We start from the raw sequence: 13337 nt of genomic DNA, 5'->3' as shown, positions 1-13337 counted from the left end.
CAGATGATGTGGATCAACGCCACCACTCATGATTCCTCCGTTCGCTGCACAGTGTACTCCCGGCTATCGGGGCGGGTTGATCTGGAAGAAGAAGCCCAGCGCCGATCCCACCACGGCGGCCGCGTACTGCGCCACCACCGCCGATCCATAGGGGAGGTTCGGAGCGGCCGCGACCACGGCGTAAGCGGTCAACGAGTCGGCGAGCTCCTGGGTATTGCGCCCGGCCCGGCGCAGCAGGCCCGGCCGGGGACGGAGCAATTCTTGATCGACTTCGAGATATCGCAGCACACGCAGCTTCTTACGCCTGTTCAGCATGTAGATCAGGGTCTGCGTCATGGCGCCGATCCACAGACTCAAAATCAGTAGAGTCGGATAGATCCACCGGACGAATTCACTCACCAGGGGGTGCCACGGCACCTCGGGGACCACGATGACGAGCGCACCGGCGATCAAGATGGCGGAGGAATACCCGTAACCCTCGGCGAAGGTCCGGATGCCCGGCGTACGGGCCGGATCGTGCCAGAGCAGGTTGAGGTCATCGCGATCACGGATCCGCACGATGATCAGCGGCGGGATCACCAGCCACCACACGTCGTTGCCGACGATCAGCATGGTCCAGGCCGCGGCGAGGCAGTCGGCGTAGTACGGCACGTCCTGCCGGCCGGTCATCAGTCCCTTGACGAAGTAGCCGAGCGGCACCATCGCGAAGGCGGCCGGAAAGATCGACTGCACCGGAACCGACATCGCCCAGTGCACCGGCCGCATCGCCAGATCCCGGACCGCACAGGTCGACAGCAGGTTGTCGATGGACTCGCCGTGCTTGAGCCCGAAGTTCCAGGCGAGGGAGGCCGCCGCGAAGACACCGAAGTTGATCATTGTCAGCAGGCTCAGCAGCCCCCAGTCGATGGACCGCCATGGACAGGCCAACCCGAAGGGCAAGGCCGGCACGATCACCGGCAGCGCCGCGGCCATGACCAGCGGCGCGACCGAGAAGAAGACCCAGGGCGCCCACGTCCCCGGCGAGCCCCGGCGGACACCGCGCACCAGGCGCAGGACGAGGATCTCCCGCTGCCCCCGGCGGAACGCCTCCGAGAACCCGCTCCACCGCCGCCCGGGCGACGCCCCGCCAGCCACACGTCCTCCCCGCGGCACGTGTCCAAGATGGATCGATCCTACCGACGGTAATCAATATGACGACCCTGCGGCACCGATTGCGGCAAAGATGCGAGATGCCTCTTCTCCATGCGTACGCGCCAGGTGGTGGTCGCCGCGGGAGCGGAACGCGGCCGCGAGCCCGTCGTGCGCCACCGCCTCCTCGTAGCGGTCGCCGGCCTCGGTGGCCAGGCGCAGCGCGTCCGCGTGCCGGCGCCGGGCCGCCTCCGCCTCGCCCATCGCCAGCAGCGTCCCGCCCATCCCGTTGAGCGCGGCGGCCTCCCCACGCCGGGTGCCGCTGCTCCGGTGCAGGGTGAGGCTCTGCTCGTGGTAGCGCAGCGCCCGGACCGGTTCCCCGGCCCGCCGGGCCACCACGCCCAGGGTGTTGAGGGTGCCGGCCTCCCGGCCCGGGTAGCCGAGCCGGCGGTAGAGGACCAGGGCCGCCTCCAGCTGCTCGGCGGCCAGGTCCAGGTCACCCCGGCGCAGGTGGATCCGGGCCAGCCCGGTCAGCGTGTCCGCCTCGCCGTCCTTCTTGCCGGCCGCCCGCCGCAGGACCAGGGCCGCGCGCAGGTGCCCGGCCGCCCGTTCCAGATCGCCGGTCATCGTGTACGCCGTGCCCAGCCCGGTGAGGGCCACCCCCTCCCCGAGGAGGTCGCCGGTCGCGCGGCAGATCGCCAGGGCCCGCTCGTAGTGGCCGGCCGCCCCGGTCAGGTCACCCATGCTGGTCGCCACGAGACCGAGGTTCGCCTGGACGTCGGACTCCCCGCCGGCGTCCCCCGCGGCGCGGAAGAGCTCGGCCGCCGCCCGGTAGTACTCCGCCGCCTGCGGATACCGGGCCCGCCACCAGAAGACCGCGGCCAGGTTGTTCAGCGCCCGGGCCTCGGCGGACCGGTCGCCGATCGCCCGGGCGGCCCGGCGCGCGCTGCTGTGCACGGACATCGCCTCCGCGTGGCGGCCACCCATGTCGAGGTGGCGGAAGAGCACCCGGGCCAGCCGGATGGTGTGCACCGGCGAGCTGTGCGCGGCGGCGTACGCGCAGACGTCCACCAGGTTGGCCAGCTCCGCCTCCAGCCAGGCGCGCGCGGTGTCCGGGGTGTCCAGCGGCGGCGTGGTCGCGGCCCGGTCCACCCGGGGGCGCTTGGCCCGTTCGGCCGGGTGCAGGGTGTCCATCGCGGCTGCCGCGCCGGCGAGGTAGTGGTCGAAGAGCGCGGCGAGCGCGGCCGGGCGCTCGATCACCGGGGAGAGCCCGAGGGCGTAGAGGCGGAGCAGGTCGTGGATCACGTACCGGCCGGTGCCGTGCGGCTGGATCAGGTGGGCGCGGGCCAGGCGGGCGCAGAGCCGGGTGGCGTACGCGACGTCGTGGCCGGTCAGCGCGGCGATCGCGGGTGCGTCGAAGTCACCGCCGGGGTGCAGGCCGACCGCCCGGAACGCGCCGGCCGCGTCGGGTGGCAGCCGGTGGTACGACCAGGCGAAGACCGAGCGTACGGCGGACCGGATCTCGCCCTCCGCGTCCAGCAGTTCGAGGCGGCGCTGCTCGTCGCCGAGCGTCTTGACCAGCGTGGCCAGGCTGCCGTCCGGCTCGGCGGCGGCCCGCTCGGCGGCGATCCGCAGGGCCAGCGGCAGGCGCGCGCAGAGCTCGGCGAGCCGCTCCGCCGCGACCGGCTCGCCGGTCACCCGCGCGCCGATCAGCCGGCGCAGCAGCGCGACCGCGTCGGCGGCGGGCAGCAGGCCGAGGTCGAGCCGGCGGGCGCCGTCCAGCGCGACCAGCCCGGCGAGGGAGTCCCGGCTGGTCACCACGGCGACACAGCCGGGCGCGCCGGGCAGCAGCGGGCGGATCTGCTCGGCACCGCCCGCGTTGTCGAGCACGATCAGCACCCGCCGCCCGGAGAGCGCCGTCCTGTACCGGGCCGCCCGCTCGTCCAGGCCCAGCGGGACGTCCCGCCCGGCGACGCCGAGCGCGCGCAGGAAGCCGGCGAGCGCCTCGGCCGCCGGGACCGGCTGCTCCGGGTCGTAGCCGCGCAGGTTCACGTAGAGCTGGCCGTCCGGGAAGCGGGCCGCCACCCGGTGCGCCCACTGCACGGCCAGCGCGGTCTTGCCGACGCCGGGCGTGCCGGCGATCACCACCGCGCCGGGCTCGGCGGCCAGCCGGTCCAGGGTGGCCAGGTCCGCGTCCCGCCCGGTGAACCCGGCGACGGCGAGGGGCAGTTGAGCCGGGACCACCGCGGGCGGGACCGGGGAGACCACGGCGGGCGGTGGCGCGGTCAGCGCCGGGTCCTGCCGGAGGACGGCCGCTTCCAGGTCCCGCAGGCCGGGGCCGGGGTCGATGCCGAGCTCCTCGTTCAGGGCCTTGCGAAGCCGCTGGTAGACGGCGAGCGCTTCGGTCTGCCGCCCGGCGGCGTAGAGCGCCCGCATCAGGAGTCCGGCGATCTCCTCGTGCCACGGGTGCTCCGCCGCCAGGGCCTCGAGCTCGGTGAGCATCCGCGGACCGTGGCCGAGCTCCAGCCGTACCGTAAGAAGCTCCGTCCTGGCTCTCAACAACGTCTCGTCGAGCCGGCGCGCCTGGTCGTCGAACCACGGCAGGTCACGCAGCTCGGCCAGGGAGGGACCGGACCAGAGCCGGACGGCGGACCGGAGACGGTCCAGCCGGTCCTCCGGGCGGGTGGCCCGGGCGGCGTCGCGGACCAGGCGCTCGGCGACCCCCACATCGGTCGGCTCCGGACCGAGATCGAGCAGGTAACCGGGCGGGCGCGCGACGATCGCCTCCCGCCGCCCCACGATCGTCCGCAGATGCGAGACGTGCCGCTGCAGCGCGTTCCCCACGGCCGGCGGCGGCGCGTCCCGCCACATCAGCTCGATCAGCCGTCGGCTGGCCACCACCCGTCCGGCCGGAAGAGCCAGAATCGTCAAGAGCGCTTTCCGCCGTACGCCGCGGAGCTGCCGGGGCCGGCCGTCGTCGGTGAGTACGTCGACGGGCCCGAGAAGGCGTACCAGAACAGACAAGAATCCCGGCCTCCCCGCGCTCCCGGACGGCTCTCAGCGTAGTCCGGAAGCGCGGGTTCAATGACCGGTCTCGATGCGTCGGTTTTCCGTCAGGACTCGTTCAGCAGGCCGAACGCCATCGTGCAGGAGGACGACTTGTACCAGGTCACCGACCAGGCGTACGACCCGTCGCCGTATCCCGTGAGATATCCCGGGCTGTAGTAGTCGTAGGAGTAGCCGCAGTACGAGTTGGTGTAGAAGCCCACGCTGCTCTGGCTGGTCACGCCGGAGCAGGAGAACGACGGCGTCCAGCCGTTCAGGTAGTTGATCCAGCCGGAAGCGTAGGACCAGTAGTTGCTCGCGTACGAGTAACCGTAGGTCGCGCATCCGTTGTACGGGTTCCACTGCACCTCGTTGCGGACGTCGTTGAGGTGATTGCCGTACGCGTCCTGGAACCAGGAGTGGATGCACGCGTCGCTGCTGTAGTAGTAGGCCGTACTCCGGTACGGGTTGTAACAGCTCGCCACCTGGGCGCTGACGCCCTCCTCAGGCCCGGCCGTGGTACCCGCCGCGCCCCGGCCCGACCCTCCGGACCTGGTCACCGTCGCCGTCGCCGTGGTACCCGCGGCCACCTCGGTCCGGTCCAGGTAGGACGTGCACGTGGCCGCGTCGAACGCGGTCTCCACCTGCTGGACCGCCGTCGTCTCGCCCGCCGACCCGGTGCCGGTCGCGGTGAACCGGCAGCCGCCGCCCGCCACCTTCGTACCCCGGAGCGTGACGTGCGCCGCCGCCGGATCCTGCGCGGCATACCGGACCAGTCCCGCTCGCGCCGCGGCGCCGGCCTGCGCCGGGAACGCGGCCGCCGTGGCCGCGATCCCCAGCACGGCCACGAGCAGGAACCTGATCCGGACCCCCTTTTTGATCACGAGTTCCATCCCTTCGTGTCGATGTGCCACCGAACGTGACACGAGGGGCTGACCTCTCCCTGACCCGGCGCTGACGCGCTCAGGCCTTGCGGGCCACCGCGCCGTACTCGTCGACCGCCCGGTCCGCCGCACGCCACCGTCCGCACGGAACCAGCCCCGGTTCGAGGACCTCCAGACCGTCGAGGAAACGCGCGATCTCGTCCGGGTGGCGCAGGTGGTAGCCGAGCGGCGCGTTCGCGTTCCACACCCCGATCGCCTCCTCGAAGGCCGGCCCGTCGATCACGTTCGTGCCGTCCGCGGTGATCAGATAGCTCCCCGAGGGCAGCCCCGCGAGCAGTTCCCGGACGATCGCCACCGCCCGCTCCAGCTCCGGCACGTGACCGAGGATGTTCATCAGGATCAGCCCGACCGGCCGCTCCAGGTCGAGCGTCCCCCCGGCCGCCGCGAGGATCACCGCGGGTTCGTACAGGCTCGCGCCGACGTAGTCGACCCGCCCCTCCGGCGTGCCGGCCAGCAGGCTCCGCGCGTGCGCCAGAACGAGCGGATCGTCGTCCACGTACACGATCCGCGCGTCCGCGGCGAGGGCCTGCGCCACCTCGTGCGTGTGCTCCGCGGACGGGATCCCGGTGCCGACGTCCAGGAACTGCCGGATCCCACCCTCGGTCACCAGGTGCGTGACGGCCCGCTTGAGAAACGCCCGCGACTGCCGCGCCACCACGACGATGTCCGGGTAGAGGTTCGCGAAGTCGTCCCCGACCGCCCGGTCCACCGCGAAGTTGTCGGTCCCACCCAGCCAGTGATTCCAGACCCGCGCCGAGTGCGGCACCCCGGTATCCAGCTCCGCGACGACATCCCTCTCCACCACAACCCTCCCTTGCATTCATGTCTTTCAACGCATCGGGCCGCCGAGCCTACGCCACAGCCGGAAAGCCATGACCGTTGTCATCGCGTCACGCGATTACACTGACCGCTGTGGACCAGGACTTCACGGATCAGCTCTACCGGCTACGCAGCCAGCTGGCGGAGTCCCGCACAACACACGCAGAGCAACCCGAACCCGAGGAGCAATCGCCCTCCGGCATCGGGTCAGCCAGGGACGACGCGGTGCGCGCCGCAGCTGAGGCCGGTCGACTCACCTCGGTCGAGTTCGATCCCCGGCTGATGAGATTGAATGCCGCCGAACTGGGTGTGGCGCTGGCCGAAGCAGCGTCGGCCGCACTGCGGGCGTGCCCGGCAGCCGCTCCGGCAGCACCGGGTGCAGCTACGCCCGACCTGCAGGCGCTCACCCGGCAGTTGGGGGCGATGCAAGCGGAGGCCGCGAAGGCAATGTCGATGATCAGTTCTGGGCTGGCCGAGGCGATCACGAAGATCGGAGACCGTACCGGGATGCGGGGGAATCCGGATTTGTCCGATCTCCGGCGACTGCTGGACGATACATCGGCGATGGCACGCTCTGCCCAGGAACGGCATGCAGCGGCCGACGGCGAGGAGCAGGCCGCCGAATGGTCCGGCCGAGGTGGTGACCCGGAAGGCATCGTCGCGGCCGAGGTTGGGCCGGACGGTCACACAGTGGCCCTCGATCTACAACCAGCGGCGCTGCGACGCCCTTCGCAGGATGTCGCCGAGGCGGTAACCGTCGCGGTGAACGCCGCACTCGATGCCCGAGAAAAGGCTGCCACGCAGGTCGGAGGGGTTCCGGGTGCCGATACGGACGACCTACGCCGACGCATCACCGCGTTACAGGACACCAGCGTGGCACGAATGCACGCGGACACTCAGGCGCTGACCCGAATCATGACCGGGATCCGCGAGCCCTGATCCGACACCAACGGGGAGGCCATTGGCGTGACCTCAGACGGTTTCCGAGTCGACCCGGACTCCCTGATGAGCTCAGGGGACCGGATGATGTCCTCAGCCCAGCAGATCAGGAGTCAGCTGGCCGCATTCCAAGCTCAACTCTCCGGCTACGGCGAGCCGTGGGGTACCGATGACCTTGGATCGCTGATCGGCGAGGTGTACGGGGTGATCTGCGAGCTGGCCATGGAGTGCTACTCGGAGAACACCATCGAGATCGACGAGGTCGGTGAGGGAACCCGGGTCATGGCGGTCAATTACCTCGACACCGAGGAGTCGAACGCGGACAGATCGCAGGTATACCTCGACGCATTGGGCGGGTGAGCCGGGTGGGTCTGCAACTGCCCAGTGAGCTGGTCTCGGTACTCGGCATGCTCGGGTACAACTGGCCCGAGGCGGACGAGACGAAGCTGTTCGAGATGGGACAGGCCTGGGTGGCCTTCACCGAGCCGCTACGAACCGGGGTGAGTGACGCCGACGCTGCGGCACAGTTGGTCTGGGCAGGGAATGAAGGCTCCGCGGTCGAAGCATTCCAGCAGCGGTGGAACGATCCGGAGAGCGCCAAGGGCAACCTGGACGACGGGGCGACGGCCGCCACGATGATCGGGGCCGGGTTGATGGTCTGCGCCGGAATCGTCCTTGCGTTGAAAATCAATGTAATCATCCAGCTCACGTTGCTGGCCATCGAGATCGCAGAGGCGATAGCGACAGCAGTGGTGACCCTGGGCGCCTCCTTGGCCGAGATCCCCATATTCAAGATGATCACCGAGTTGATCGTCGAGCAGCTCACCGACCTCGCTCTGAACGCGGTCCTCGGTGGGTAAACGCGGCCGCTCCGGCATCTTCCGGCAGGTCGAGCAGTGGCTCAACAACAGAACCCAGCACCGTCGATACGAGCACATCTTCCAGGGTCACACCAATATGGCGGCCCGGCCTCGTCCCGCAGGAAGCGGTTTTCATCACAGGTTCCTGGGTGAGAATCCGCCCGGTGCCCGCGTCCGGCGCGATGCGAACGGCAAGGAGCTCATTCTGGAAACGGACGTGACCGGCACGTACCGAGCCCGAGTTGATACTCTCGGCCCGGACGGGAACTGGCACCAGAAGAAGGGTTCCAGCACCTTCTTCCCCGACAACTGGACGCCCCAGCGCGTGGACGAGTCGATCGAAGAAGCCTTCCGGAACGGCAACCCTCACCCCAAGGAGCCCGGTAAGTGGGTCGGCACGGCGAACGGCCTGCAGATCCAGGGCTTCTACAACGAGAGCAACCCTAACTTCTGGTACTCGGCATGGCCGATCATCGGTGAGGCAAGGTAATGGACGTCAGGTTCTTCCGAGACGACAACGGCTATCGGGACTTCTCAACCGAGTCGAAGCACTTCATCCGCATCGGCTCCCAACTCGTCAGCGACATCCAGGGGTACGCCCCGGACTGTGTCGGCCTGCTGGAATGCATCGATGAGGTGGCCGCGGGAAGAGTCGCCTACGACGAGTACGAGGGGAACTCCGCCGTCGTCCGCTTCCACCCGGCCGGAGTGACGATCGAGAGCCTCGGGCCGCATCCCGATCCCACGACGTACACCTTCGATGAGGCACGAGCGGTCATCCTGCAGTACCTCGATTTCATCGCTCCCAGCCAGGAGGAGAAGGAGCGCGGCGTCCTGGCATGGGAGCGGGAGAGCGGGCACCCGTTCCTCGGCCGGGCTGATGTGATCGGCTGACGAGCCGGGAACGGCGGCTGCGGCTGGTGACCACAACCGCCGCGACCTTTCCTTGAGGCCGACCCTAGGCCGTCTCGGTCATCGCGCGGCCGATGGCGGACTTGCGGCGGTTCACCACGCCCGCGAAGTTCACCAGCAGACCGAGATAGGTCACGGTCTCGGAGGCCCACATGGCGACCTCGGAGCCGCCGTCCGGGTGCGGCCGGATGTCGATCGACATGGTGATGCCGCGGTTGACGCCACGGCGGCGCATGTTGATCGTGCCGGGGCCGGGGCTGCGGGTCCAGAGAGGCGCGCGGACGCCGGTGAACGCCTCCCGGACCACGTCGGCCGCCTCGGCGGGTGAGAGCGGCGTCTCGACGACCGTGGTCGCCACCGCCCGGCGCGTCTCGGAGAGCTGCCACGCGAACACGCCGACGAACGCGGCGACGATCAGAAAACAGATGAAGCCTTCCACCGTACGGTCCTTTCAGGAGGGGTTACGGAGTTCCTGGACGCGCTGCCACTCGTAACCGGTGAACGCGATCCCGGCCAGGCCACGCGCCTGCTTGACGGCGATGCCGGCGTCGATGAGCACCAGAGCGCCGGGGATGCGCAGCGCCTCGCCGCCGAAGACCTCCCAGACGACGCCGGCCGCACCGAGCGTGGCGAACCCGCCGCGATCGTCCGCGACCAGCGCGGCGAGGTCGCCGAGGAAGCCGTCCCGGTCGGTCTTGACCACCTCGATGAACTGCGCGATGCGCTCCCACACGCCCTCGGTGTCGACCCTGCTGGTGAACCCGTCGAGCCGATGCCGGCCGAAGGACTCCAGCCAGGGGAGCATGTCGGCGGGGAAACGGGACCGGGGCGCCCGGCGGAACAGTCGCATGTCGATCTCTGACGGACAGGTCCGTCAGAGATCGGTGTGCTGCGAACCTCGTACGGCTACCAACCGCCGCGCGGCGCCCGAGTTCAGGGCTGGCGCTGTCTTCCCTGCGGGAGAGGCGAGGACAATCCATATGAACCCTGGCCGGGCCGGTGTCCCGAGTGCGGGAACCCGACCGATCCGTCATTCGCCGAGCCGTGGAAGCACGAAGCGCAGATCTTTGAATACCGATTCCAGGCCGCGCACGACCCTGACCCGCTCTGGCGCGCAGTCGCCGAGACCAATACCCACATCTGGGAATACAAGGACGCCGGCCTTCGTGGTGACCGGGCCGGTCTACGCGACGCGTGGCGGTCCTGGCTCGAGTCCCCGAGTCCAGGCTTCTTCGACATCGAAATGGTCCGGCTGGCCGCGGAGTACGGGGACTTCGCCGGTGCCGTCGAGTACCTGCTGGGACGCCATCCGTTGATCGACACCCGCGATCTCGACAACGACAACGACCGGCGCACCAAGGCACGCCAGTTCGTGTCGATGTGCATCCGGCTGCTCGAGCGGGAGGACTTCGCCGGGCATCCGCGCGAGGCCGAGCTCGACGCCGCGATGCGCGACGTCGCGCGCCGGGCCGCGGACGTGCTGAACGACCCGCATCACCGGGGATTCCAGCGGATCCGGGAGACGCGCGACCGGCGCCGCTTCCGGGACACGATCCGGCGTACGCGTGCGGAACGGGTCGAGGGTCTGCCACCCACCGGCGATCCCGGGGCGGACGCGGCGATCGAACGTGCCGAGTTGCACGACGACTTCGGCCCGCTGGACGCCCTGATCGCGCGGGACGGATCGGCCCTGCTGCGCGCCCGGCGCCACATCCTCCGCGGTTCCCTGACGGCCGCGGTCGACGCGCTGACCGAGCGGACGCCGGCCGCCCTCGCCACCCGTGGCCTGCTGATCGCCCGGGACGACCTGGACCGTGGCATCGCCCTGTGCCGCGCCGGGCGGCGGGCCGGCCTGACCTGGTGGCGGCGCACGACGCCGGCCGACGGGCCGCTCGCCCGGCTGCTGCTGATGCGGGCGCTCGGCTCCGGGGACGGTCTCTCCGAGGCGGTCCGGCTGGTCCGTCGCGTGGACGATCCCGTTCTCCGGCAGGAGGTGCTCGCCGCCCGGGACGCGCTCACCGGCCGGGGCACCCCGGAGCGACGGCAGGAGGCCTGGCGGCGGGCGGCGCACGCACCCGGCAGCCCCGCCGCGCTGGCCCGGCTCGCCCTGGCCTGGGCCGAGTGGGCGGCCGGTACGGGGGTGGCCGAGTACGCCGCCGAGGCGTACGAACGCCTGGTCACGCTCGCCGCCCAGGACGCCACCGCACGCCAGGACGCCGGCGCCCGGGACCGGGTCCTGCTCGCCGCCCAGGAGTACGCCGAGGAGGCCGGCTACTGGCTGGCCCGGTGCGGCCGCTTCCGGGAGGCGGTCCTGGCGCTGGAGACCGGCCGCGCCGTCGCCCTCTCCTCCGGTGCCGACGGCTCCCCCGGCACGATCACCTACCCGGACGTCACCGCGCAGACCGGCGACGGCGCCATCGTCTACCTGGCGGCGGCCCGGGCCGGCGGATACGCGCTGGTGGTGGCCGCCACCCACGACCCGCAATACGTCGACCTGCCCGACCTCGACCGCGCCACCATCGCCGGCCTGACCACCCGGGCACCGGCGGCAGTCCCGCCCGGCCCGGCCCGTGACCTCACCCCCGCCGGGCCCGCGCCCACCGGCCCGATGGACGAGACCCTCCGTCTGCTGTGGGACGGCGGACTGCGCAACCTCGTCTGGCTGAGCGCCCGCGGCCGGGTGGTGACGCTGATCCCGATCGGTCTGCTCAACCTGCTGCCGCTGCACGCGGTCGGCGAACACGGACCGGGCGACCACCACATCGGCGAGTTCTCCGCGATCCGCTACGCCCCGAACGTACGATCCCTGGCCCGCTCCCGCGCCGCGGCCGTTCGACTGCGGACCGCCGACCAGACGCTCCTGGCCGTCGACGCGCCCGGCGACCCTCACCACCGTCTGCGGCACGTGGCCCGCGAGACGGCCGAGGTGACCGCCCGCTGGCCCGGCCGCGCCGCGACGGCCGTGCACGACTGCACGTGGGCCGAGTTCCGCGCCACCGCCGACCGCCACACCGTCTGGCACCTGGCCTGCCACGGCGACGCCGAGCCGGACGACATCCAGGCCAGCCGCCTGCACTTCGCCGACCGCGCGGTGACCCTGGCCGAACTGGCAGCCACCCTGCGACCGGACCGGCGCCGCCTGGCCGTCCTCTCCGCCTGCCACACCAACACGGTCGGCTCCGCCCTGCCGAACGAGGTGGTCGGCCTCCCCTCTGCCCTGCTCCAGATCGGCTTCGCCGGCGTCATCGCCACCGGCTGGGCGGTCGACGACCTGGCCACCATGTATGCGATGACCGCTTTCTACCATTTCTGGGGTACGTCCGACGACGAGCCCGCACTGGCTCTCCACCGCGCCCGCCACTGGTTGCGCCACGCCACCCGGGCCGACCTGACCGCCCTGGTCCCCGGTGTCCTGCCCCCACCCTCCGACAACCCGTACGCCGACCCCCGCTTCTGGGCCGCCTTCGCCTACACCGGCGCCTGACCCGCACGGCGGGTCACCGCGGCAGGGCCGTGGCCGCCGCCGAGATACGTCGTGGTGCCGGTGACCACCACGCGGGCCACCCGAGCGGAGCGACAACAGCGGTGAAGACCCAGTGCCGACCGGGTTTGAGTGCGGGACCGGTCACGCATGGCGATTCCGCCTCAAGTCCACATCGGATTCAGCCCCATACGACCCGCGAAGATGGAGACAGGGGGCGGCGCACAACCTATGATCCGCGGACGTCGATCATGGGGATCGACGTTTCGAGCACCAGGGAATCACCATGAGCGCTTCCCGGCGCGGCCTCGCCGCGCTTGCGATAATCACCGCCGCCGTCACGGCCGGCACGACGGTCGCCGCACCGGCGGCCTTCGCGGCCACCGTCCACGGCACCGCGAAGGTCTCCGGCACCACCGTGACCTTCGTGTCGGCGAGCGGTAAAGCCAACATGATCCACGTGACCCGCTCCGGGCGGACCGTCACCATCGACGGCTACGGCAGCTGGGCGATCAAGGCGGGCGCCGGCTGCAAACGGGTCAGCGGCGACAAGACCAAGGTCAAGTGCACCACCAAGAAGGCGACCAAGCTGCTCAAGGTCAATTTCAGTTCCAAGAGCGACTGGCTCTACAACGAGACCTCGCTCCCGGTCATCGCCTACGGCGGCGCCGGGTCGGACACGCTGCAGAGCAAGGGCGGCGCCGACAAGATGTACGGCGGCCCCGGCGATGACGACCTGATGGCCGGCAACGGCGCGAACGTCCTGTACGGCGAGGCGGGCAAGGACAACCTCTACGGCGGCTCCGGCGCCGACCGCCTCTACGGCGGCCCCGGCGACGACGGCCTCCGGGGACTGGGCGGCAACGACATCATGTCGGACGAGTCCGGCATGAACTATTTCGACGGCGGCGCCGGCAACGACACCCTCTACGGCGGAACCGGCAACGACAACCTGAGCGGCGGTACGGGCAACGACATCGCGTACGGCAACGGCGGCACCGACACCCTGCGCGGTGGGGATGGCGACGACCGGCTCTACTCCTCGCCGTCGAGCGCCGACGCGCTCAGGGAGCACATCTACGGCGGCACCAACGTCACCTCGTCCCCGGGCGACATCTGCACGGCCGCCGGAACGGTGACCGACTGCGAGACCCTGGTCTGACAGAGTGCCGCCGCCCCGGAGCATTCGGGGCGGCGGCACCCCGGGCA

The 13337-nt window shown here is 70.8% G+C and carries 13 protein-coding genes; 7 read left to right on the top strand and 6 right to left on the bottom strand.

Going from position 1 to position 13337, the window contains the following annotated elements; genetic code table 11:
- Positions 1 to 63: 63 nt before the first annotated feature.
- From AB0M08_RS10555 to AB0M08_RS10540, 4 genes are all read right to left on the bottom strand, one after another.
- Positions 64 to 1134, bottom strand: coding sequence for a hypothetical protein (locus AB0M08_RS10555; protein WP_364491318.1), 1071 nt, complete (start codon positions 1132 to 1134; stop codon positions 64 to 66).
- A gap of 51 nt (positions 1135 to 1185) precedes the next feature.
- Positions 1186 to 4152, bottom strand: coding sequence for a BTAD domain-containing putative transcriptional regulator (locus AB0M08_RS10550; protein WP_364491316.1), 2967 nt, complete (start codon positions 4150 to 4152; stop codon positions 1186 to 1188).
- A gap of 89 nt (positions 4153 to 4241) precedes the next feature.
- Positions 4242 to 5057: a hypothetical protein gene (locus tag AB0M08_RS10545; protein ID WP_364491314.1), complete on the bottom strand. Its 816-nt coding sequence runs from the start codon at positions 5055 to 5057 to the stop codon at positions 4242 to 4244.
- A 79-nt stretch (positions 5058 to 5136) separates the two neighbouring features.
- On the bottom strand, positions 5137 to 5919 hold the full coding sequence (locus AB0M08_RS10540) for an SAM-dependent methyltransferase (protein ID WP_364491312.1): 783 nt from the start codon (positions 5917 to 5919) through the stop codon (positions 5137 to 5139).
- A gap of 110 nt (positions 5920 to 6029) precedes the next feature.
- Between AB0M08_RS10540 and AB0M08_RS10535 the strand changes: the two genes are divergently transcribed.
- The 5 genes from AB0M08_RS10535 to AB0M08_RS10515 all read left to right on the top strand — a co-directional run bounded on the left by AB0M08_RS10535 (position 6030) and on the right by AB0M08_RS10515 (position 8629).
- Entirely contained in the window at positions 6030 to 6875 is an 846-nt protein-coding gene (locus AB0M08_RS10535) for a hypothetical protein (protein ID WP_364491310.1), read from the top strand.
- Positions 6876 to 6941: 66 nt separating this feature from the next.
- Positions 6942 to 7235, top strand: coding sequence for a hypothetical protein (locus AB0M08_RS10530; protein WP_364491308.1), 294 nt, complete (start codon positions 6942 to 6944; stop codon positions 7233 to 7235).
- 5 nt (positions 7236 to 7240) lie between these two features.
- Positions 7241 to 7735 carry a hypothetical protein gene (locus AB0M08_RS10525; RefSeq protein ID WP_364491306.1) on the top strand — a complete coding sequence of 165 codons (495 nt, stop codon included), beginning with the start codon at positions 7241 to 7243 and terminating at the stop codon, positions 7733 to 7735.
- Positions 7728 to 8225, top strand: coding sequence for an EndoU domain-containing protein (locus AB0M08_RS10520; protein ID WP_364491304.1), 498 nt, complete (start codon positions 7728 to 7730; stop codon positions 8223 to 8225). Before AB0M08_RS10525 ends, AB0M08_RS10520 begins: the two co-directional genes overlap by 8 nt.
- Positions 8225 to 8629 (top strand): hypothetical protein, encoded by a 405-nt coding sequence (locus tag AB0M08_RS10515; protein ID WP_364491302.1) that lies wholly within the window; start codon positions 8225 to 8227, stop codon positions 8627 to 8629. The genes AB0M08_RS10520 and AB0M08_RS10515 overlap by 1 nt, the downstream gene beginning before the upstream one ends.
- A gap of 64 nt (positions 8630 to 8693) precedes the next feature.
- Here AB0M08_RS10515 and AB0M08_RS10510 read toward each other — a convergent pair whose 3' ends face one another.
- Complete coding sequence (locus AB0M08_RS10510) at positions 8694 to 9086, bottom strand: hypothetical protein (protein ID WP_364491300.1); 393 nt, start codon at positions 9084 to 9086, stop codon at positions 8694 to 8696.
- Positions 9087 to 9098: 12 nt separating this feature from the next.
- The gene (locus AB0M08_RS10505) at positions 9099 to 9497 is read right to left on the bottom strand and encodes a hypothetical protein (protein WP_364491299.1); all 399 of its coding nucleotides are present in this window, start codon (positions 9495 to 9497) and stop codon (positions 9099 to 9101) included.
- Positions 9498 to 9890: 393 nt separating this feature from the next.
- On the opposite strand from AB0M08_RS10505, the gene AB0M08_RS10500 reads away from it, so the two are divergent.
- The gene (locus AB0M08_RS10500; protein WP_364491297.1) at positions 9891 to 12131 is read left to right on the top strand and encodes a CHAT domain-containing protein; all 2241 of its coding nucleotides are present in this window, start codon (positions 9891 to 9893) and stop codon (positions 12129 to 12131) included.
- Between the two features lie 283 nt (positions 12132 to 12414).
- Entirely contained in the window at positions 12415 to 13290 is an 876-nt protein-coding gene (locus tag AB0M08_RS10495; RefSeq protein WP_364491295.1) for a calcium-binding protein, read from the top strand.
- Positions 13291 to 13337: the final 47 nt, after the last annotated feature.

This window comes from Actinoplanes sp. NPDC051851 (genome assembly GCF_040681165.1).
Classification (GTDB): domain Bacteria; phylum Actinomycetota; class Actinomycetes; order Mycobacteriales; family Micromonosporaceae; genus Actinoplanes.
This window is presented reverse-complemented; position numbering and strand designations above follow the sequence as displayed.